The organism is Kosakonia sp. YIM B13588, assembly GCF_042788165.1.
GTDB classification, from domain to species: domain Bacteria; phylum Pseudomonadota; class Gammaproteobacteria; order Enterobacterales; family Enterobacteriaceae; genus Kosakonia; species Kosakonia sacchari.
This window is the reverse complement of the sequence record NZ_JBHZPO010000011.1, coordinates 111,928-132,836: the sequence shown is the minus strand read 5'-3', so window position 1 is coordinate 132,836 and position 20,909 is coordinate 111,928. Positions and strand designations below refer to the sequence as shown.

Sequence of the window (20,909 nt, the reverse complement as noted above, 5' to 3'; positions counted from 1 at the left end):
ATACTAGTTTAGTAACGGCATGCCCCGGAAAAATGGAGGAAAAATGAAACACTGTCTGGAAACGTATGGCAGGTAGGGTAATTTGCGTTAGGGGGATTTTAAAGAAGAAAATAATGCCGGGAGGGATCCTCCCGGCAAGATATTAACGAAACAGTGTCTGCGCCCAGCGCGCAAGACCGGCGGTGACGGAGCCGAAGTCATCGCCGCCCGCAATCGGGATCCCCGGCAGGGTTTGCGCCAGCGCTTTTTTAATCAGCGGTGAACGCGCGCTACCGCCGGTGAGATAAATCACTTCCGGCGTTTCCGCGCTGTTTGCCAGCGCCAGTTGCACCTGTTCAAGGATGCGTTGCAGCGGTTGATTTAGCGCGCTTTCCAGACCTTCCTGGTCTATCGCCGCCGCGAGATTATCGCTAATAAAGGGCAGTTGCGCGCTAACCTGTGCGTCATCGGAAAGGGCGATTTTACTCTCTTCGGCGCTGCGCACTAACCGGTAGCTCAGACGCTGCCGCCACACTTTTACCAGCAGCGCAACTTTCTCCGCATCGCGGGCTTCGCGCAGGAGATCGTTAAGCAAGCGGCCATTGGCGGCGCTGTAAAACTCGGTCTGCGCGGGAACATCGTTAATCGCTACCGCATTCCACCAGGGCAGGATCGGCAGGGCGATGCCTTTTTCTGTCTGACCGCCCATGCCGAGCAGCGGCATCAGGCTTTTGAACGCCAGCGCAATGTCTAAATCGTTACCGCCAACGCGGCAACCGCTGTGGCCCAACAGACTGGCGGCGCGTTCTTGCTTGTCGCGCCACTGTGGCCCCATCAGCAATAATGAGCAGTCGGTCGTACCGCCGCCGATATCCACCACCAATACACGTTTTTCCGCACTTAGCGTGGCTTCAAAATCGAGCCCGGCGGCGACTGGTTCAAACTGGAACACCACATCACGGAACCCGGCGCGCTTCGCGGCGCGCTCAAGGATGCCTTGCGCCTGCGCGTTGGCTTCCTCACCGCCCAGCCCCTGGAAGTTGATCGGGCGGCCAATCACGGCCTGATCAATACTTTCCGGCAGTTGCGTTTCTGCCTGCTGGCGAATATGCAGCATCATGGCGCAGACCAGATCTTCGAACAGGGCGATTTGCTGCGGTTTCAGGCCGCTGGCACCAAGGAAGGATTTCGGTGATTTAACAAAGTACACCTCTTCCGGGTCGCTGACGTATTGACGCAATGAAGCCAGCCCGAACTGCACGCTGGCGGCGCTAACCTCAATATCTTCCTCGCGGTTAAAGCTCATTGCCCGACGCAACAGCGCCTGGGTTTCGCCGTCTGTCGCCGGAACCTGATGGTGGCGATAGAGCCACTCGCTGACCGCTTCACGCGTCGGTGCGCAGAGCATCGACGGGAGTAAGGTACTGTTGTTTTCCATTTTCAGCAGTTGCGCAGCGCCGTCGCGCATCACCGCGACTGAGCAGTTTGCCGTACCGTAGTCAAAACCAACAAACACGTGTTTATCCCCATGCCAGTGAAGAAGGGGGGCGACTTTAGCCGAATGCGTGACGGGCGACAACAGGAATATGAAAGCAAGGCGGAAAATGCCCGGTTTGTTATGCTGTTAGCGTCACTATTCAGGAGTTGCTATGTATACACTGCACTGGCGCAAGCCATATGACTGGGCGTGGATGTTCGATTTTTTACGCGCGCGCGCCGTGGCGGGCGTTGAAGAGATTAGCGCAACGCGTTATGTGCGCACTTTCCATTATCATGGGCATCGCGGATTAATCACCGCCGAGCCTGACTTAGCCACCACGACGCTGAAGGTCATACTCAGCGATGGGCTTGTGCCGGTGGCTGAACACTGTCTGGTGCGCCTGCGGTGCTTGTTTGATCTGGATTGTGACGCAGAAACCGTCAACACCGCGCTGGGCTCACTTGGCGCGGCGCGGCCCGGTTTGCGTTTGCCGGGCAGTGTGGACCCTTTTGAACAGGCGGTACGGGCGATTTTGGGGCAACTGGTGAGTGTGGCTATGGCGGCGAAACTGACCGCAAAAGTGGCGCAGCGCTTCGGTGAACCGCTGGCAGACGCGCCGGGAATGATCTGTTTCCCCACGCCGCAGCAACTGGCGCGAGCGCAGCCGGAAGAACTCAAAGCGCTGGGCATGCCGCTAAAACGTGCGGAGTCGCTCATTTTTCTTGCGCAGACGGTTTGCGACGGTACATTTCCGCTCAGCCCACCCGCGGATATGGAACAAGGGGTGAAAGCGCTGCAAACCTGGCCGGGTATCGGTCGCTGGACCGCGAACTATTTCGCGTTGCGTGGCTGGCAGGCGAAAGATGTATTCCTGCCGGATGATTACCTTATTAAGCAGCGTTTTTCCGGGATGACGCCCGCGCAAATTCGCCGTTACGCGGCGCGCTGGCAGCCGTGGCGCTCATATGCGTTGTTGCATATCTGGTATACCGATGGCTGGCAGCCTGAAGGGGAATAAGGCTATTTTTCTTGCCATTTTGACCCCGGGCAGTGCTCAAAATCCTCACGTACTGCGTGTACGCTCCGGTTTTTCCGCGCTGGCCGTGGCCAAACTAGCTGCGACAATAACGCCTTATTTACCCTCCATGACGGCGAAATGTCTGTATTTACATCAATTCAGTTAATTGCGAAATAACTGGTATTCAGCATCAAATCCAGCGGCTGTGCCTGAGAAATAATATCTCCGTAGATCAAATCGATACCGATTCCCGACAGGGTATCCATCATCAGCGGCTGATGAGTTGGCCCGGCGATACTTTTCACGCTCAGTCGCTGCGCGTGACCCTGAATAATGGTCACCATCATCTCGTCCATCAGGTTGCCGTGGACATTGGTGACTAACTCAGGCTCCAGCAACAGGTAGTCGGCCATATGCGGTGTGAGGTGGTTAAACACTTCCAGATCGTGCCCGATATGGCTGAAAATAATGCGGCAACCCGCATGGCGCAGTCGTTTGAGATTTTCAGTAATGGTGTTGCCTTCGCGCATCAGCGCATCGGCATGAATAATCAGGTGCAGCAAACGTCCCGGCATTGGCCCGCTTTCCAGCATTTGCAGCAGTTCTGTCACCAGAGACTGACTGGCCAGCCCAACGACGGAAAGGGGCAGGGCGACGCCAAGGCCCTTACCCGCGACGGCTGTCGCATGGTTGCGGAAAAATTCGTGAAACACCCGTCTGTCGAGTGCGCGGATAAGTTCCGGTTCCGACAACCCTGAGCGGAACGCGTGCTCCTCCATCACTTCCCCTTCGCTGGTCCACAGGCGCAGCGACAGCAGCCAGAAATTACAGGCCTCCGGCACGCGCGGCGAGGCCACGCCGCGCGCAATCATCAGCAAATGGTTGTCTTTGATCATATGCCACTGCTCATCCAGTGACATCATGCTGCGCTCATGCTGCATCAGCCCTTGCTGCGCTTCGTAGACGGTAACGATGCCGCGACCATTGTTCTTGGAGGCGTAACAGGCGATGTCCGCCTGCGACATGACGTCTGATGCCTGGTAATTGGTCTCATCAATAATCGTAATCCCGGCGCTGGCGCCGATGTGGTGCAAACGGCCTTCCCACATAAACTGGTAATCATTAATGGCTTCAACCATCCGCCCGGAGATATAGCGCGCGCTCTCGATATTGCAATCTGGCAGCAGCAGACCAAACTCATCGCCGCCGAGACGGGCGAGAATATCGGTGGATCGCAGCATACTGAGCATCAGCGAGGAAATTTCGCGCAACAAGGCATCACCGGCGGCATGCCCGGCGGTGTCATTCACTGCCTTAAAGCGGTCGAGATCGATAAACACCAGCGCGTGTCGCTGGTGGAACTCCTGCACGGTCACCAGCAGGCGCTTGAGATGATTTTCAAAACTGACGCGGTTCGCCAGGTGGGTGAGGGCGTCATGAGAGGCGCTGTAACTGAGCTGGCGCAGCATTTTGCGCGACTCGGTGACATCCTGGATAACCAGCACCGAGCCGATATTCTGCCCGTCCAGCGTGCTTAACGGCGTGACGCTGTAGTGGATATCGAAGCTGCCGCCGGTACGACAGTGCAGCACCACATCCTGCTCAATCGCGGTACGCGACATATCGCCGCTATGAATGTTTTCCATCGCCGGACCGTTATCGCCGAAGGTGATGCGCAGCACCGTCAACAAGGGCTGACCAATGGCGTGTTCCTGCGGCCAGCCGCTCATTTTTTCCGCCACCGGATTCATAAAGGTGACTTTCATATCAACATCGGTACACAGCACCGCTTCGCCGATGGAATCCAGCGTAATGTGCAGCCGCTCTTTTTCCTGGAACAGCGCATCGTTAAGCTGTTTTACCTCAGTCATGTCCATATTGACGCCGAGCAGTCGCTCAACTTCGCCGTTCTTATTGAGCACGCGGTTTGCAAGGGTGCGGATGTGGCGAATCCCCTCTTTAACCGGCACTCTGAATTCCAGCTTGAAGGCGACGCGGGCGGCCAGCGCATCGCGGATAACGCGCTCGGTTTCCGGGCGATCCTCCGGCAGAATGCGTTCGTACCACAGATGCCAGGTCGGTTTCATATGCGCAGGGACTTCGTACATTTCAAACATACGTTTATCCCAACTGATGATGTCTGGCTCCAGCTCCCACTCCCAGATACCGATACCGCCCGCTTCGTTCGCAAGGGTAATGCGCTCCATCAGGCGCTTGTTCACCCACTCGGTCTGCTTCAGGTCGTTAATATCTTCGATCTGGGCAATGAAATAGAGCGGAGTGCCGTCGGCGTGGCGCACGACAGAAACGGCCAGCAACCCCCAGACCAGATCGCCATTACGCGTGTAGTAGCGCTTTTCCAGTGAGTAGGTGGGAATGTCGCCGCGCACCAGTTGATCAAGCAGTTCGAGGTCTTTGTGTAAATCTTCCGGCCAGGTGAGTTGCTGAAAGTTCATTAAACGCAATTCATCCTGGCTGTAACCCAGAAACTGGCACAGCGCTTTGTTGGCCTGCAGCCACTGCCCTTCGGTGCCGACTAACGCCATGCCAATCGCGGAATATTCCATGGCGTTACGAAAACGTTCTTCGCTTTCGGTAATGTGCTTCCGTTCGGCGCGAAAGGCGTACATCACCATAGTCATCACGTTAACCGGCAGCAGGATCATCAAAAACGGCAGCCAGGGCGCGTTGGTCATCACACCGCTTTTCGGCGCGATAATCAGGTTCGGTTCCCGCGCGATGATCAACGACACCATCATGACGGTTATCAGAAAGACCAGAAACGCTTCCATGCGCGGCAGACGAACCGCACTCCACATCAACAACACAATGACAGCGGTAAATGGCCATGGTAAATAATGCAGCGACAGCCAACTGAGCGTCAGCGTAATGGCAAGCGTCGCCAGCGTTTCCAGCAATAATTGCGGTTTGCGATGGCGCAGCAAGTAGTGCGGTTTGAATAATAGCCCGAGCGGCACCAGCGCCAGCGCGCCAATGGATTCTGACAACACCCAAATAATAAAGGTACGCAAAACGTTTTCTGGCGGTACCAGCAAACAGATCAGCGCACCGCCGACCAGCGGCGGAACCACCGCGCTGCCGATGGCAAGGCGGATCCAGTCGCTCAGATTTTGCAGCGGGTTATACCAGGGCAGCAATTTACGCAGCAGCATCGCGCCGACGGCCGCTTCAACAATATTGACGGCGGTATAACGCAGATCGACGAAAGAGACGGAAAAAAGCAGGACGGTGGCGGCAACATTCCCCAGCGCGCAGGCGAACGCGATGCCGGGCCACATCTTGCCTGCGTGGCGGTAAAACGCCACGGTCATGATCGCGGTGGGAAACCAGAGCGGGGCAATGACGGTACCAAAGCGGATCAGTTCCAGCGAAAACAGGGTGAAGATAAAAGAGAGTAGCCCTAAACTGAGCAGCCGCAGTCCAGGATGGGGTGTGGTAACCAAAACGCGCTGGTGTTGTTTCTTCATTACCGCTTAATCCGCAAGCCCTGTGCCGTCCGGAACAGAGTCCGACGAATGAAATTTGAAATTTGGATTATGCTAGTACAAACAATTTACAATTCCTATGCCGGGCGCTCATAATTTGACATCTTAGTGTTATTAATTACTTAGTGGATGAATAAAACGCGCACCGCGCTCCATTTTTGAGCGGTTTGCTTTGCGAATAATGCGTTATGCGGGTAAAAATTGGCGACTTTTTATCACACCTGAATCCCATGTCTATTCGACTGGTATCGTGACGGTGAAATCCCTATAATTGCGGCGTTTGACGCTCTGGCGTCGCCCTTCCTTTACATCCAGGTTATCAGGTCGCTAAATTTATGACTGATCAGTCTCATCAGTGCGTCATTATCGGTATCGCCGGCGCATCCGCTTCAGGTAAAAGCCTTATTGCCAGTACTCTTTACCGCGAACTGCGCGAACAGGTAGGTGATGAACATATTGGCGTTATTCCGGAAGACAGTTACTACAAAGATCAAAGCCATCTGTCGATGGAAGAACGTGTAAAAACCAACTATGACCATCCGAGCGCGATGGATCACAGCCTGTTATTCCAGCATTTAGAATCGCTTAAACGCGGCGAAGCCATTGAGTTACCGGTTTACAGCTACGTTGAACATACCCGTACGCAAGAAACCATTCGCATTGAAGCCAAAAAAGTCATCATTCTGGAAGGGATCCTGCTGCTGACCGATTCACGCCTGCGCGATGCGATGAACTTCTCGATTTTCGTCGATACGCCGCTGGATATCTGCCTGATGCGCCGTATCAAACGTGACGTTAACGAGCGTGGCCGTTCAATGGATTCGGTAATGGCGCAATACCAAAAAACCGTGCGTCCGATGTTCCTGCAGTTTATTGAACCCTCCAAACAGTACGCCGATATTATCGTGCCGCGCGGCGGTAAAAATCGCATTGCCATTGATATTCTGAAAGCCAAAATCAGCCAATTCTTTGAGTAATAATGTTAGGCTGTCACCGTTCGTATTAATTTGCCCGGCCCCTGAGGCGCGCTCAGGGGTATGTCGCATCAAAAGGAGAATGTGCCATGCGTCTTTGTGACCGAGATATAGAAGCCTGGTTGAACGACGGTCGGCTCGCGATTAATCCGCGCCCGCCGGTTGAGCGTATTAACGGTGCGACGGTGGATGTCCGTCTGGGCAACAAATTCCGCACATTCAGTGGGCACACGGCGGCGTTTATCGATCTCAGCGGCCCAAAACACGAAGTTAGCGCGGCGCTTGACCGGGTGATGAGCGATGAAATTGTGCTGGCAGAAGGCGACGCTTTTTACCTGCACCCTGGTGAACTGGCGCTGGCGGTGACATATGAATCCGTCACACTGCCTGCGGATTTGGTTGGCTGGCTGGACGGTCGCTCTTCGCTGGCGCGTCTGGGTTTGATGGTGCATGTTACCGCGCACCGTATCGATCCGGGCTGGTCAGGTTGCATCGTGCTGGAGTTCTATAATTCAGGCAAACTGCCGCTGGCATTGCGCCCGGGTATGCTGATTGGCGCGTTGAGCTTCGAGCCGCTTTCTGGTCCGGCAGAACGCCCTTATAACCGCCGTGAAGATGCGAAATATCGCGATCAGCAAGGCGCGGTCGCCAGCCGTATTGATAAAGACTGAGTGAAGTAGAGCTACTGAGGACGCCATGAGAAGAGTGTTAACCACGCTGATGATCCTGTTGGTCGTGCTGGTAGCCGGCCTTTCGGCGCTGGTGCTACTGGTCAATCCCAACGATTTTCGCGCTTATATGGTGCGTCAGGTTGAAGCCCGTAGCGGTTATCAATTGCAGCTTGATGGCCCGCTGCGCTGGCATGTCTGGCCGCAGCTTAGCATTCTCTCAGGGCGGATGACCTTAACCGCTCCCGGTGCGCAGACGCCAGTGGTCGCCGCCGATAATATGCGCCTTGACGTTAATCTGTGGCCGTTGCTTTCGCATCAGTTGCAGGTCAAACAGGTGATGCTCAAAGGCGCGGTTATCCAGTTAACGCCGCAAAGCGCCGCCGCGCCGCAAAAAGGCGCGCCCGTGGCACCGCGAGAAAACAACCTGCCGCAGGTGGAAGAGGATCGCGGCTGGTCCTGGGATATCGCCAGCCTGCAAGTGGCTGATAGCGTGCTGGTGTTCCAGCACGATGATGATGAACAACTGACGGTGCGCGATATCCGCCTGCAAATGGAGCAGGATTCGTTGCACCAGGCAAAGCTTGATTTCGCCGGGCGGATTAACCGCAATCAACGTGATTTAACGCTCTCTTTCAGCGCGCAAGTAGATGCCCGCGATTATCCGCATAACCTCACCGCTGCCATTGATAACGTGAAATGGCAATTGCAGGGCGGCGATGTCCCGACGCAGGGCATCGAAGGAGAAGGGCACTTACAGGCGCAGTGGCAACGTGCCCAGCAGCGCCTGACGCTCAACGATCTGAGCCTGCGCGCGAACGACACCGCGCTCACCGGTAACGGCAGCGTGACGTTTGGCAACCTGCCGGTGTGGGCGCTTGATTTGCAGTTTGATTCTCTCAATCTTGATAATTTGTTACCGCCGGAGCAGACCGCCGATAACAGCGGCTCGCCGCAGCAGCAAGGGCAGGCGCAAAACCGCCTGCCGCGCCCGGTTATCTCCACCAGCCTGGACACGCCGGAGTACAACGGGTTACGCAGTTTTACCGCACAGATTGGCATTAGCGCGAAAAGCGTGCGCTGGCGCGGAATGCAGTTTGCGGATGTGGTCGGGCAGTTCAACAATAATGCCGGTTTGCTGTCGATCCCCACGCTGCAAGGAAAAATGGGCAACGGGCAGATCTCGTTACCGGGTGAACTGGATGTGCGCAGTGAGAGATCCCTCGCGACCTTCCAGCCAAAACTGGATAACGTTGAAATCGGCACCATCCTGAAAGCCTTTAATTACCCGATTGCCCTGACCGGCAGCCTGAGCATGGCAGGCGATTTTTCCGGACCGAATATCGACGCCGAAGATTTCCGCCGCCACTGGCAGGGCGAGGCACATGTCGATTTGAAAAACAGCCGTATGGAAGGGCTCAACTTCCAGCAACTGGTACAGCAGGCCGTGGCGCGCAGCAGCGATGTGCAGGCGCAGGAAAACTACGATAACGCCACGCGGCTTGATAGTTTCACCAGCGATGTGTCGCTGGATAAGGGGCAGATGAAATTCAGTGACATGCAGGGGAGTTCAGCGCTGCTGTCGCTTACCGGGGAAGGCGAAATGGATCTGCTGAAAGAGCAGGCGGATACCCGCTTTGAAGTGCGTGTGATGGAAGGCTGGAAAGGGGAGAGCGAGCTTATCGATTTCCTGAAAAATACCCCCGTTCCGCTGCGCGTATACGGTAAATGGCAAACGCTCAACTATAGCCTGCAAGTGGATCAACTGCTGCGCAAACACCTGCAGGATGAAGCGAAACGCCGGTTAAATGACTGGGCGGATCGCAACAAAGATCGCCAGAGCGGCAAAGATGTGAAAAAGCTGCTTGAGAAGATGTAAGCGAGCCAGTTTGCCGGGTGGACACGGCACCACCCGGCAACGCAATTTACAAAATGCCTTCCAGCGCCAGGTGCTGTAACAACATAATGGTTTTGCCGTCGGCAATCTCACCGCTGCGAATAGCCGCCAGTGCGGCGGTGAAATCCATCTCCACTACTTCGATATCCTCCCCTTCATCGGCTAAACCGCCTCCATCGCTGGTGCGTCGGCTGTCATCATATTCGGCGATAAAGAAGTGCAATTTTTCGCTGACCGAGCCGGGGCTCATCCACGCTTCAAACACCTTTTGCACCTGCTCAAGCCGGTAACCGGTCTCCTCTTCTGCTTCCTGTTTTATGCGCTCTTCTGCGGCAAGTTCATCCAGTAAGCCGGCTGCCGCTTCCAGTAAGAAGCCGCTGTGCTGATTAACGAACAGCGGCAAGCGAAACTGCCGGGTGAGGATCACGCTGCGTTTGCTCGCGTTATACAGCAGGATCACCGCGCCGTTACCGCGGTCGTAAACTTCGCGGCTCTGGCGCTGCCATTCACCGTCTCTGCGGCGAAAGTCAAAGGTGTACTTCGTCAGTTTGCCCCAATCTTCGGATAAGGGTTTGGTCGCAACAATGCGTACTTGTGCATTTTCAGATGGCATATTCGCTCCTCAGGACGTAAGATTGCATCTTATCGTGCAGTTTCGTGCATTAACAAGATATTTCGTGCAAACAGGAGCACCCCTATGCTGACCTCACAGCGCAAACAACTGATCCTTGCCCGGCTCGCTGAAGAGGGGCAGGTGCTGTCAAAAAATCTCAGTGAGCAGTTCGGCATTTCAGAAGATACCGTGCGCCGCGATTTACGCGAGCTGGCGGCGGAAGGGCGCTTACAGCGGGTGCACGGCGGTGCGTTACCAGCATCGGCGGCGGTGGTCACCTTTTCTGAGCGACAAACATTGCAATCGGATGCCAAGCGGCGCATCGCGCAGAAAGGGGCTGAACTGGTATCACCCGGGCAAGTGGTGATGATCGATGGCGGCACCACCACCAGTGAGTTAATCCGCTTTTTCCCTGACGATCTGCGCATTACCGTCGTCACCCACAGCCCGAGTATTGCTGTCGGGCTGGCACAACATCCGCTCATTAACGTGGTGATGATTGGCGGCCAGCTTTATAAACACTCTATCGTCAATGTCGGCGCGGCGGCGCTGGAGGGGATTGTTCGCGTGCGCGCCGATCTCTTTTTTATGGGGGTGACCGGCGTGCACGTTGAGGCGGGCTTAAGCACCGGTGATTTCGAAGAGTCGCGTATCAAGCATGCCATGGCGCAAAGGGCGGCAGAGACGGTGGTGCTGGCCTCACCGGAAAAATTAAACACCGCCTCACCGTGGGTGATCGGTGATATCGGGCTTATCAATACGCTGGTGGTCGATGCACAAACTGATGAGCGCACGCTGGAGCCGTTTGCCCGGCGTGGCATTGCGATTGTCAAAGCGTAGGAAAACAGGCCGGGAATGGCCGGGGCGAACCCCGGCATGCTTTACACTTCGTAATCGAGATTAGTGTCGCTGCCAAGCGGAATAAGCTGCACTTTTTGCACCCGGTGGCTTTCCACATCGAGCGTTTTTAGCAGGTAATCCCCCACCTGAACCTCTTCTCCCGGCTGCGGAATGCGTTGCAAATATTCCATCAGCAGCCCGGCAATGGTGTGATACTCGCGTTTATCGTCGAGCGGCAGCGGTACATATTGCACCAGATCCTCCAGCGGCATATGACCATTTGCCGTCCAGCTCCCGTCACTGTTTTTCTGAATATCGTGGCGCGCGTCAATCTCTTCCACTTCGTTGGGCAAGTTGCCGGCGATGGTTTCCATCACATCGCTTAAAGTGACCACTCCTTCAACGGAGCCAAACTCATCCACCACAAACGCAAAGTGGGTACGGGCATTACGGAACTGTTCCAGCGCCTGCAGCAGCGGCAATCCTTCCGGGAACACCAGTGGCTGGCGCACCAGCACGCGCAGATCGAGCGGTTCGCCGTGTAACGATTGCTGGAGCAGATCGAGGATATGCACTACGCCCAGCAGGGTGTCATCCTCTTCGCCACCGGTAACCACCACGCGCGTATGCTGGTTTTTATCCAGCAGCGCGCGGACTTCAGCCTCCGGCGCGCTCAGATCGATATGTTCAATATCGTGACGCGACGTCATGATGCTGCTCACCGTGCGCTGATTAAGGTTCAGCACGCGCTCAATCATCCGCCGCTCTTGCGGATTGAAAATCTGACCATCGTCGCCATCACGCAGCATCGAGGCGGCATCGGCATCCAGCTCCGCTTCTTCTTTACGCCCGCTCAGCAAACGCATGACCGTTTCGGTGGTGCGCTGGCGCAGCGTTCGGTCGGCGAACAGAAAACGGCGGCGGTTGAAGATAGCCAACTGGTTCAGCGCTTCAATCATGACCGAGAAGCCAATGGCGGCGTACAGGTAACCTTTCGGAATATGGAAACCAAACCCGTCGGCCACCAGGCTGAAACCGATCATCAGCAGGAAACTCAGACACAGAATAACAATCGTCGGATGGTTATTGACGAAGCGGGTGAGGGATTTACTCGCCAGCAGCATCAGTGAAATGGCGATAACCACCGCCGCCATCATCACGGCCAGGTGATCAACCATCCCCACGGCGGTGATCACGGAGTCCAGTGAGAAAACTGCGTCCAGCACGACAATCTGCGTCACCACGGCCCAGAATTTCGCGCCGCGCCGCTGCGTGGGGTTGTCGCTGTCTTTCCCTTCGAGGCGCTCGTTGAGTTCAACCGTGGCTTTAAACAACAGGAACAGCCCGCCCACGAGCATGATTAAATCGCGGGCGCTGAAACTGAGCCCGCGAACGGTAAATAAAGGTTGGGTCAGCGTGACCAGCCAGGAAATTGAGGCCAGCAACAGCAGACGCATCAACATGGCGAGTATCAAACCGGTGACGCGCGCACGGTCACGCTGTGCCGGCGGCAATTTTTCGGCGAGAATTGCAATAAAAACCAGGTTATCAATACCCAGCACCAGTTCAATCACCACCAATGTGACCAGACCAGCCCAGATTGACGGATCGGCAATCCATTCCATCGTTAACGTAACACCTTATGTGATATGACAATTGTCACAACGCGATCATGGATAAAGATGAGATAAATTGCAATGTCAGCCTGCGATTTATCTTATTTTAGGTCGTTATTTAAAACGCTTTAATTGTTCTTTCCTTATCGTTTCTGTGATTAATTATCACTATTTAAATATGGATAATAGGAAAAGTCGCATGGGTAATGCTATGTCAGTTTTTTGTCAATATGCGGTAAATCCTAAAAAGCTAAAATTTTGGTCTTAATATTATTCTTAAAAAGATGTTTATCCCTGAATGTCGCCTTGCCTGCTATTCGCTTAGCTGCAACAATTCCTCCAGCATCGTTCAAATATACCAGCGTCTTTATTTTCAGCATTGTTAATCAGTGCGAAAGCCGGTACCTGCCGTATTTTATCTGGTTGGCAAATAGCGTCACCAGAAAGAGGATGTAATGGATGACTATCAATGACTTAGCGTCAATCAGTGAATTGGTAACTGAAAGCCAGGGGCGGTAGCGTGCCTGCGGGTATGTCAATCAGCCTGGATTATTCTGTAATCGCATGTGGTTGAATAAACGCTTTTTAGGACTGATGCCAGTTATATTTCTCAAGAATTAACTGCATTCTGAATCTGTGTACAGCTTGAGCGCTTATTTAAATCGCACAGGATAATTACTCTGCCAAAGTGATAATTAATCAATGATGAAATCTAAAACGAAATTGATGCCATTATTGGTGTCCATTAGCTTGATGAGTGGCTGCACCGTCTTCCCCGGGAGCAATATGTCTACGATGGGAAAGGATGTGATTAAACAGCAGGATGCTGATTTTGATATAGACCGTATGGTGAATGTCTATCCATTAACCCCGCGTCTGATTGAACAATTGCGCCCGCGCACCAATGTTGCCCAACCGAATATGTCACTGGATCAGGAGATTTCCGCCTACCAGTACCGCGTTGGCCCAGGGGATGTGCTGAACGTAACCGTTTGGGATCACCCGGAACTCACCACACCGGCCGGTCAGTATCGTAGTTCGAGCGATGCCGGTAACTGGGTACAACCCGATGGCACCATGTTTTATCCGTATGTCGGCAAGATTCACGTCGCCGGTAAAACGCTTTCCGAGATCCGTAGTGATATTACCAGCCGTTTAGCGACCTATATTGCTGACCCGCAGGTGGACGTTAATATCGCCGCGTTCCGCTCACAAAAAGCCTATATCTCCGGCCAGGTGGCGAAATCTGGCCAGCAGGCGATCACCAACGTACCGCTGACCGTTCTTGATGCGATCAATGCCGCAGGTGGCCTGACCGACAGCGCAGACTGGCGCAACGTCGTGCTGACACATCAGGGCCAGGAGCAGCGCATTTCGCTGCAGGCGCTGATGCAAAACGGCGATCTCAGCCAGAACCGTTTGCTCTATCCGGGTGACATTCTGTTTGTTCCGCGTAATGACGATCTGAAAGTGTTCGTGATGGGCGAAGTGAAAAAACAGAGCACGCTCAAAATGGACTTCAGCGGCATGACGCTGACCGAAGCGCTCGGCCAGGCCGAAGGTATCGATCTGACCACCTCCAACGCCAGCGGCATTTTTGTTATTCGTCCGCTCAAAGGCAGCGAAAGCGGCCGTGGCAACAAGATCGCCAACATTTATCAGCTCGACATGTCGGATGCGACATCGCTGGTTATGGCAACGAACTTCCGTCTCCAGCCGTATGACGTGGTGTATGTCACAACCGCACCGGTTGCGCGTTGGAACCGTCTCATCAACCAGTTGCTGCCGACAATCAGTGGCGTTCGCTACATGACCAACACGGCCAACGACATCCAAAATCTGCAATGACTATGTTCAACAAAATTCTGGTGGTATGCGTGGGGAACATTTGTCGTTCCCCAACGGCAGAACGGCTGCTGAAAAAATACCAGCCCGCTTTAACGGTGGCGTCAGCCGGGCTGGGCGCGCTGGTTGGACGTAGCGCGGACGCCAACGCCGTGAGTGTGGCGGCGGATAATCACCTCTCTCTGGAAGGGCATTGCGCGCGACAAATTACCGGAAAAATGTGCCGCGAATACGACCTGATTCTGGTGATGGAAAAGCGACATATTGCCCGCCTGTGCGAGATTGCCCCGGAAATGCGTGGAAAGGTCATGTTATTTGGCCACTGGGATAACGAGCGGGAGATCCCCGACCCGTATCGCAAAAGTCGTGAAGCTTTTGAAGCTATTTACACCTTACTTGACCAGTCTGCCCGCCATTGGGCGCAGGCATTGCAAGCTCAGCAGGGATAATAATGACAGAGAAAACACACCATTCGCATTCTGCTGCCCCGGCGGTGGGCAACGACGAAATCGATATTGGCCGTTTGCTCGGCACAATCATTGAGGCTCGCTGGTGGGTGCTGGGCATCACCTCGGTCTTCGCACTGATTGCTGTTGTCTACTGCCTGTTCGCCACTCCCATTTACAGCGCTGATGCGCTGGTGCAAATCGAGCAGAACACCGGAAGTTCGCTGGTACAGGATCTGAACAGTGCACTGTCGAACAAGCCACCGGCGTCGGACGCGGAAATCCAGCTTATTCAGTCACGCCTGGTGCTGGGTAAAACCGTTGACGATCTTGATCTGGATATTTCGGTAGTCAAAAACACCTTTCCGCTGTTTGGCGCAGGGTGGGATCGCCTGATGGGGCGACAAAACGAGACGGTGAAAGTCACCACGTTCACGCTACCAAAAGGCATGAACGATCAGACCTTTACCTTAAAAGTACTTAGCCCGAAACAATATCTGTTAAGCAGCGACGGTGGTTTTGAAGCGCGCGGCGAAGTGGGGCAGCAGCTCAGCAAGCAAGGCGTCACCATGATGGTGAGTGCCATCCAGGCCTCGAATGACAGCGAGTTCACCGTGACCAAGTTTTCTACGCTTGGCATGATTAACAACCTGCAAAACAACCTGACGGTAACCGAGAACGGCAAAGACACCGGCGTGCTGAGCCTCACCTATACCGGCGAAGACCGTGATCAGATCCGCGCCATTCTGGACAGCATCACGCGCAACTACCTTGAGCAAAACATTGAGCGCAAATCCGAAGAAGCGGCCAAGAGCCTGGTCTTCCTCGATAAGCAACTGCCGGAAGTGCGCAAAAACCTTGATGAGGCCGAGGAAAAACTCAACACCTATCGCCAGCGCAAAGACTCTGTGGATCTGCCGCTGGAAGCGAAATCGGTGCTCGATTCGATGGTCAACATCGATGCGCAGTTGAACGAACTGACCTTCCGCGAAGCGGAAATCTCCAAGCTCTATACCAAAGTTCACCCGGCTTACCGCACCTTGCTGGAAAAACGTAAAGCGCTGGAAGATGAAAAATCGAAACTGAACGATCGCATCACCGCGATGCCGGAAACGCAGCAGGAGATTGTTCGCCTGACGCGTGATGTCGAATCAGGCCAACAGGTTTATATGCAACTGCTGAATAAACAGCAGGAGCTGCGTATCACCCAGGCAAGCACCGTTGGCGATGTGCGTATCGTCGACCCGGCCATCGCACAACCGGGCGTGCTGAAGCCGAAGAAAGCGCTGATCATTCTTGGCAGCATTATCCTGGGCCTGATTGTTTCGGTGGTCGGTGTGCTGCTGCGCTCGCTGTTTAACCGCGGCATCGAAAGCCCGCAAGTGCTCGAAGAACAGGGCATTAGTGTCTACGCCAGCATTCCGCTGTCGGAGTGGCAAAAAGCGCGCGATAGCGTCAAAACCATCAAAGGGGTTAAACGCTATAAGCAGAGCCAACTGCTGGCGGTGGGGAATCCGACGGATCTGGCCATCGAAGCGGTGCGCAGCCTGCGTACCAGCCTGCACTTCGCCATGATGCAGGCCAATAACAATGTGTTGATGATGACCGGTGTTAGCCCGTCAATCGGTAAAACCTTTGTCTGTGCCAACCTGGCGGCGGTGATTAGCCAGACCAATAAACGCGTGCTGCTGATCGACTGCGACATGCGCAAAGGCTACACCCATGAACTGCTGGGCACCGACAACGTGAATGGTTTGTCCGAAGTGTTGGCCGGGAAGGGCACTATCGAGAGTTGCGCGAAGCCGACCTCTATCAGCAACTTTGACCTTGTACCGCGTGGTCAGGTGCCGCCAAACCCATCCGAGCTGCTGATGAGCGAACGCTTCAGCCAGCTGGTGAAATGGGCCAGCAGCCACTACGACCTGGTGTTGATTGATACTCCGCCAATTCTTGCGGTAACGGATGCGGCAGTAGTGGGTCGCCATGCAGGGACCACGCTGATGGTGGCGCGCTACGCGGTGAACACGCTCAAAGAGATTCAGACCAGCCTGAGCCGCTTCGAGCAAAATGGTATTCAGGTGAAAGGCGTGATCCTGAACTCGATTTTCCGCCGTGCGACCGGCTATCAGGATTACGGCTACTACGAGTACGAATACAAGTCCGATTCAAAATAACCAGATCTTACCTCTATCCCTCAACGCGCTGCGCCTTTTCCCTGACGGGAAAAGGCGGCAGTAAGGGCGAAAGCGGCATGTTGAACGCATTAGGGAACGCATCATGAGCACAACAGCAAACCCGTTAATTTCAATTTATATGCCAACCTGGAACCGGCAGCAGCTGGCGATCCGCGCGATTAAATCGGTGCTGCGCCAGGATTACCCGCACTGGGAAATGATCATTGTTGATGACTGCTCCGCAAGCTTCGAGCAACTGCAACAGTTTGTTGATGAGCTGGGCGACCCGCGTGTCAGTTACACGCGCAACGCCTTTAACTCTGGTGCTTGCGCGGTGCGCAACCAGGCGATTTTGCAGGCGAAAGGCCAGTACATTACCGGTATTGACGATGACGATGAATGGACGCCAAACCGTCTGTCCGTTTTTCTGGCGCACAAACATCTGCTCAATACCCGTGCTTTTTTGTACGCCAACGATTATGTCTGCCAGGGCGAAGTCTATTCGCAACCGGCGAGCTTACCGCTGTACCCGAAATCGCCGTTCTCGCGCAAGCTGTTCTACAAGCGCAACATCGTTGGCAACCAGGTTTTCACCTGGGGCTGGCGTTTTAAAGAGAGCTTGTTTGATACCCAACTGAAGGCGGCGCAGGATTACGACATTTTCCTGCGGATGGTCGAGGAGTACGGCGAGCCGTGGAAAATCGAGGAAGCCACGCAGATCCTGCACATTAACCACGGTGAAATGCAGATCACTTCCTCACCGAAGAAATTTTCCGGTTACTTCCATTTTTATCGTAAACACAAAGACAAATTCGATCGCGCCAGCAAGAAATATCAGCTGTTTACCCTCTACCAAATCCGCAATAAGCGGATGAACTGGCGCACATTGTTGACGCTGTTTTCTCTGCGCAACGGTAAGCGTCTGGCTGATGGGCTGCGGGGGAAATAATGCGTCTGGAAGATTTTCGCGCTAATCACTGGAATTTGCGCCCGTGCTGCATGGTTGCGGCGTACCGCATTGCCCATTTTTGCTCCGTGTGGCGCAAAAAGCATGTCATCAACAATCTCTGGGCCGCGCCCGTCATTTTGTTGTACCGCTTTGTCACGGAATGCCTGTTTGGCTATGAAATTCAGGCCGCCGCGACGATTGGTCGCCGCTTTACCATCCATCACGGCTATGCGGTGGTGATCAATAAAAACACCGTCGCCGGGGATGATTTCACCATTCGTCATGGTGTCACCATCGGCAACCGTGGGGCCGATAGCCTGGCCTGCCCGGTGATTGGCAACAACGTTGAACTGGGTGCCAACGTGGTGATGATTGGCGATATCACCATTGGTAACAACGTCACCATTGGCGCGGGTAGCGTGGTGCTCGACAGCGTGCCGGACAACGCGCTGGTGGTCGGCGAGAAAGCGCGCGTGAAGGTGATTAAATGAATATTTTTCAATTTAACGTGCGCCTTGCAGAAGGCGGTGCCGCAGGCGTTGCGCTCGATTTACATCAGCGTGCGCTGCAACAGGGCATTTCATCACGTTTTATTTACGGCTATGGCAAAGGCGGCAAAAAAAGCGTCAGCCACGACAACTATCCTCAGGTCTATAAACAGACGCCACGTCTGACTTCCATCGCTAACCTGGCGCTGTTTCGCCTGTTTAACCGCGATGTGTTCGGCAACCTGAATAATCTCTATCGCACCGTGACCCGCACGGAAGGGCCGGTTGTGCTGCACTTTCATGTGATGCACAGCTACTGGCTGAATCTGGATGAGCTGGTGACATTTTGCCAGAAGGTGAAAGCGCACAAGCCGGATGTCACCTTTATCTGGACGCTGCATGACCACTGGAGCGTGACCGGGCGCTGCGCCTTTACCGATGGCTGTGAAGGCTGGAAAGAGCATTGCCGTAAATGCCCGACGCTGTCGAACTACCCGCCGGTGAAGGTTGACCGTGCGCATAAGCTGGTCGATAGCAAACGTCAGTTATTCAACGACATGCTGGCGCTCGGCTGCCAGTTTATCTCCCCCAGCCAGCACGTAGCGGACGCCTTTAATAGCCTGTATGGCGCGGGGCGCTGCAACATTATCAATAACGGTATTGATGTGGCGACTGAAGCCATTCTGGCCGAGCTGGCACCGGTGAAAGTGACGCAAGGTAAACCGAAGATTGCGGTGGTGGCGCACGATCTACGCTATGACGGGAAAACCAACCAACAACTGGTACGCGACATCATGGCGATGGATGACCGTGTGGAACTGCATACCTTCGGTAAGTTTTCCCCGTTTGAGGGCAGCAATGTCATCAACCACGGTTTTCTGACCGATAAGCGCAAATTGATGAGTGAACTCAACGAGATGGATGCGCTGGTCTTTAGTTCTCGCGTCGATAACTATCCGCTGATTCTGTGCGAAGCGTTATCTATCGGTGTCCCGGTGATTGCCACCCACAGCGATGCGGCGCGCGAAGTGTTACAGAAATCTGGCGGGAAAACGTTCAGCGAGCAGGAAGTGTTGCCGCTGGTGCAGTGCCATAAAGCCGACATTGCCCAGGCGGTATTTGGCGAAAGCCTTGACGCGTTCCGCGCGCGCAGCCGCCAGGCATACAGTGGTCAACAGATGCTGGAGGAGTATGTCTCATTCTATCAAGGTCTGTAGCTACCTCCTGCTGCCGCTCATTTACCTGCTGGTTAACGTCAAACTCCTCCAGTTGGGGGAGAGTTTTCCCATCACTATCGTGACGTTTTTGCCGGTGCTGCTGTTGCTCTATGTTGAGCGCATCAGCGTGAAAAAACTGATGATAGCGCTGGGGGCCGGGGCAGGGCTGACGCTGTTTAACTTCATTTTCGGTAAGTCGCTGGACGCCAGCAAATATGTCACCTCGACGATGTTGTTTGTTTATATCGTTATCATCATCGGCATGGTGTGGAGTATCCGCTTCAAAACTATTTCGCCGCATAATTACCGTAAGATCTTGAGATTTTTCTATGCGGTAGTGGCATTCGTGGTGCTACTTGCGGCAATGGAAATGGCGCAGATTATCCTCACTGGCGGCAGTAGTTTAATGGAGGGGATTTCGAAATATCTCATCTATAGCAACAGTTACGTGCTGAATTTTATCAAGTTCGGCGGTAAACGTACTACGGCGTTATATTTCGAACCGGCATTCTTCGCTCTGGCGTTAATCTCAATTTGGCTCAGCATCAAACAGTTTGGTATCAAAACGCCGAAGACCGATGCTATGATTTTGGCAGGGATAGTTCTTTCGGGATCGTTCTCAGGGGTAATGACATTTATCCTGTTTTATCTGCTGGAATGGGCTTTCCAGTATCTGAACAAAGAGGCGATCCGTAAAAAGTTACCTTTGGCAATTATTTCACTGGCAGTGTTTATTGTTGGCGTTGTATTTGCTTTTCCATATATCGCAGAACGAATCGGCGATTTAGGTACGGAAGGCTCTTCCTCGTATTATCGTATTATCGGTCCGCTGGTGATGGTGGGATATTCACTGACCAATATTGATGGTGTAGTAAGATTTGGCTCACTTTACGAATATGTCGCATCATTCGGAATCTTTAACGGTGCGGACGTCGGGAAAACAATAGACAATGGGTTGTATCTGCTGATCATTTATTTTTCATGGTTCGCGGTATTACTGACCGGATGGTATCTGTTTAAAGTTGGAAAAATGACGATAAATGCCTTTGGCAACAATCAGAATTTTCGTGTTCAACTTTATCTGTTCACTCCGATATCGTTGTTTTTTACGGGGTCTATCTTTAGCCCGGAATATGCGTTTTTAATTGTTTGTCCGTTTATTCTGCGCAAGGCGTTGAATATCGCGGCTACATGAAGAG

General features: G+C 53.8%; 17 protein-coding genes. 13 read left to right on the top strand and 4 right to left on the bottom strand.

All coding sequences use genetic code 11. From position 1 onward, the window contains the following. Window positions 1-142: 142 nt before the first annotated feature. Entirely contained in the window at window positions 143-1,495 is a 1,353-nt protein-coding gene (gene yegD / locus ACFX4U_RS18195; RefSeq protein ID WP_313506715.1) for a molecular chaperone, read from the bottom strand. A gap of 133 nt (window positions 1,496-1,628) precedes the next feature. Between yegD and alkA the strand changes: the two genes are divergently transcribed. Together alkA and ACFX4U_RS18185 are read left to right on the top strand one after the other, a co-directional pair. Continuing rightward, entirely contained in the window at window positions 1,629-2,477 is an 849-nt protein-coding gene (alkA, locus tag ACFX4U_RS18190) for a DNA-3-methyladenine glycosylase 2 (RefSeq protein ID WP_313506716.1), read from the top strand. Next, window positions 2,452-2,643 (top strand): hypothetical protein, encoded by a 192-nt coding sequence (locus ACFX4U_RS18185; RefSeq protein WP_380221005.1) that lies wholly within the window; start codon window positions 2,452-2,454, stop codon window positions 2,641-2,643. The genes alkA and ACFX4U_RS18185 overlap by 26 nt, the downstream gene beginning before the upstream one ends. Here ACFX4U_RS18185 and ACFX4U_RS18180 read toward each other — a convergent pair. Further along, window positions 2,636-5,965, bottom strand: coding sequence for a diguanylate cyclase (locus ACFX4U_RS18180; protein ID WP_313506717.1), 3,330 nt, complete (start codon window positions 5,963-5,965; stop codon window positions 2,636-2,638). The genes ACFX4U_RS18185 and ACFX4U_RS18180 overlap by 8 nt on opposite strands. A gap of 353 nt (window positions 5,966-6,318) precedes the next feature. Between ACFX4U_RS18180 and udk the strand changes: the two genes are divergently transcribed. The 3 genes from udk to asmA all read left to right on the top strand — a co-directional run bounded on the left by udk (window position 6,319) and on the right by asmA (window position 9,504). Beyond that, a complete protein-coding gene (udk, locus tag ACFX4U_RS18175; protein WP_017458502.1) occupies window positions 6,319-6,960 on the top strand; it encodes a uridine kinase in 642 nt (213 codons plus the stop codon). An 86-nt stretch (window positions 6,961-7,046) separates the two neighbouring features. Beyond that, the gene (gene dcd / locus ACFX4U_RS18170) at window positions 7,047-7,628 is read left to right on the top strand and encodes a dCTP deaminase (RefSeq protein ID WP_017458501.1); all 582 of its coding nucleotides are present in this window, start codon (window positions 7,047-7,049) and stop codon (window positions 7,626-7,628) included. Between the two features lie 25 nt (window positions 7,629-7,653). Beyond that, window positions 7,654-9,504: an outer membrane assembly protein AsmA gene (gene asmA, locus ACFX4U_RS18165; protein WP_313506718.1), complete on the top strand. Its 1,851-nt coding sequence runs from the start codon at window positions 7,654-7,656 to the stop codon at window positions 9,502-9,504. 46 nt (window positions 9,505-9,550) lie between these two features. Here asmA and ACFX4U_RS18160 read toward each other — a convergent pair whose 3' ends face one another. Continuing rightward, window positions 9,551-10,135: an NUDIX domain-containing protein gene (locus tag ACFX4U_RS18160; RefSeq protein ID WP_313506719.1), complete on the bottom strand. Its 585-nt coding sequence runs from the start codon at window positions 10,133-10,135 to the stop codon at window positions 9,551-9,553. Window positions 10,136-10,219: 84 nt separating this feature from the next. Here ACFX4U_RS18160 and ACFX4U_RS18155 point away from each other — a divergent pair, with 84 nt between their 5' ends. Then, window positions 10,220-10,975, top strand: a complete 756-nt coding sequence (locus ACFX4U_RS18155) for a DeoR/GlpR family DNA-binding transcription regulator (RefSeq protein WP_313506720.1) — start codon at window positions 10,220-10,222, stop codon at window positions 10,973-10,975. A 41-nt stretch (window positions 10,976-11,016) separates the two neighbouring features. Here the strand turns inward: ACFX4U_RS18155 and ACFX4U_RS18150 are convergent, their stop codons facing one another. After that, window positions 11,017-12,600: a TerC family protein gene (locus tag ACFX4U_RS18150; RefSeq protein WP_313506721.1), complete on the bottom strand. Its 1,584-nt coding sequence runs from the start codon at window positions 12,598-12,600 to the stop codon at window positions 11,017-11,019. A gap of 693 nt (window positions 12,601-13,293) precedes the next feature. On the opposite strand from ACFX4U_RS18150, the gene ACFX4U_RS18145 reads away from it, so the two are divergent. From ACFX4U_RS18145 to wcaD, 7 genes are all read left to right on the top strand, one after another. After that, window positions 13,294-14,439: a polysaccharide export protein gene (locus ACFX4U_RS18145; protein ID WP_065370566.1), complete on the top strand. Its 1,146-nt coding sequence runs from the start codon at window positions 13,294-13,296 to the stop codon at window positions 14,437-14,439. A gap of 2 nt (window positions 14,440-14,441) precedes the next feature. Continuing rightward, window positions 14,442-14,885 (top strand): low molecular weight protein-tyrosine-phosphatase Wzb, encoded by a 444-nt coding sequence (wzb, locus tag ACFX4U_RS18140; protein WP_313506722.1) that lies wholly within the window; start codon window positions 14,442-14,444, stop codon window positions 14,883-14,885. A 2-nt stretch (window positions 14,886-14,887) separates the two neighbouring features. Continuing rightward, complete coding sequence (gene wzc, locus ACFX4U_RS18135; protein ID WP_305735568.1) at window positions 14,888-17,056, top strand: tyrosine-protein kinase Wzc; 2,169 nt, start codon at window positions 14,888-14,890, stop codon at window positions 17,054-17,056. Window positions 17,057-17,159: 103 nt separating this feature from the next. Then, window positions 17,160-18,005, top strand: coding sequence for a colanic acid biosynthesis glycosyltransferase WcaA (gene wcaA, locus ACFX4U_RS18130; protein WP_044489411.1), 846 nt, complete (start codon window positions 17,160-17,162; stop codon window positions 18,003-18,005). Continuing rightward, complete coding sequence (wcaB, locus tag ACFX4U_RS18125) at window positions 18,005-18,496, top strand: colanic acid biosynthesis acetyltransferase WcaB (protein ID WP_131410548.1); 492 nt, start codon at window positions 18,005-18,007, stop codon at window positions 18,494-18,496. The genes wcaA and wcaB overlap by 1 nt, the downstream gene beginning before the upstream one ends. Then, window positions 18,493-19,710, top strand: a complete 1,218-nt coding sequence (wcaC, locus tag ACFX4U_RS18120; RefSeq protein ID WP_313506724.1) for a colanic acid biosynthesis glycosyltransferase WcaC — start codon at window positions 18,493-18,495, stop codon at window positions 19,708-19,710. The genes wcaB and wcaC overlap by 4 nt, the downstream gene beginning before the upstream one ends. Beyond that, on the top strand, window positions 19,685-20,905 hold the full coding sequence (gene wcaD / locus ACFX4U_RS18115) for a colanic acid polymerase WcaD (protein ID WP_017458489.1): 1,221 nt from the start codon (window positions 19,685-19,687) through the stop codon (window positions 20,903-20,905). The genes wcaC and wcaD overlap by 26 nt, the downstream gene beginning before the upstream one ends. The last annotated feature ends 4 nt before the right edge of the window (window positions 20,906-20,909 follow it).

What these genes read in the sequence shown, in the direction of transcription:
- alkA (WP_313506716.1), top strand. Translation starts at nt 1,629, where the DNA reads ATGTATACACTGCACTGGCGCAAGCCATATGACTGGGCGTGGATGTTC.
- ACFX4U_RS18185 (WP_380221005.1), top strand. Translation starts at nt 2,452, where the DNA reads ATGGCTGGCAGCCTGAAGGGGAATAAGGCTATTTTTCTTGCCATTTTG.
- ACFX4U_RS18180 (WP_313506717.1), bottom strand. Translation starts at nt 5,965, where the DNA reads ATGAAGAAACAACACCAGCGCGTTTTGGTTACCACACCCCATCCTGGA.
- udk (WP_017458502.1), top strand. Translation starts at nt 6,319, where the DNA reads ATGACTGATCAGTCTCATCAGTGCGTCATTATCGGTATCGCCGGCGCA.
- dcd (WP_017458501.1), top strand. Translation starts at nt 7,047, where the DNA reads ATGCGTCTTTGTGACCGAGATATAGAAGCCTGGTTGAACGACGGTCGG.
- asmA (WP_313506718.1), top strand. Translation starts at nt 7,654, where the DNA reads ATGAGAAGAGTGTTAACCACGCTGATGATCCTGTTGGTCGTGCTGGTA.
- ACFX4U_RS18160 (WP_313506719.1), bottom strand. Translation starts at nt 10,135, where the DNA reads ATGCCATCTGAAAATGCACAAGTACGCATTGTTGCGACCAAACCCTTA.
- ACFX4U_RS18155 (WP_313506720.1), top strand. Translation starts at nt 10,220, where the DNA reads ATGCTGACCTCACAGCGCAAACAACTGATCCTTGCCCGGCTCGCTGAA.
- ACFX4U_RS18150 (WP_313506721.1), bottom strand. Translation starts at nt 12,600, where the DNA reads ATGGAATGGATTGCCGATCCGTCAATCTGGGCTGGTCTGGTCACATTG.
- ACFX4U_RS18145 (WP_065370566.1), top strand. Translation starts at nt 13,294, where the DNA reads ATGATGAAATCTAAAACGAAATTGATGCCATTATTGGTGTCCATTAGC.
- wzb (WP_313506722.1), top strand. Translation starts at nt 14,442, where the DNA reads ATGTTCAACAAAATTCTGGTGGTATGCGTGGGGAACATTTGTCGTTCC.
- wzc (WP_305735568.1), top strand. Translation starts at nt 14,888, where the DNA reads ATGACAGAGAAAACACACCATTCGCATTCTGCTGCCCCGGCGGTGGGC.
- wcaA (WP_044489411.1), top strand. Translation starts at nt 17,160, where the DNA reads ATGAGCACAACAGCAAACCCGTTAATTTCAATTTATATGCCAACCTGG.
- wcaB (WP_131410548.1), top strand. Translation starts at nt 18,005, where the DNA reads ATGCGTCTGGAAGATTTTCGCGCTAATCACTGGAATTTGCGCCCGTGC.
- wcaC (WP_313506724.1), top strand. Translation starts at nt 18,493, where the DNA reads ATGAATATTTTTCAATTTAACGTGCGCCTTGCAGAAGGCGGTGCCGCA.
- wcaD (WP_017458489.1), top strand. Translation starts at nt 19,685, where the DNA reads ATGTCTCATTCTATCAAGGTCTGTAGCTACCTCCTGCTGCCGCTCATT.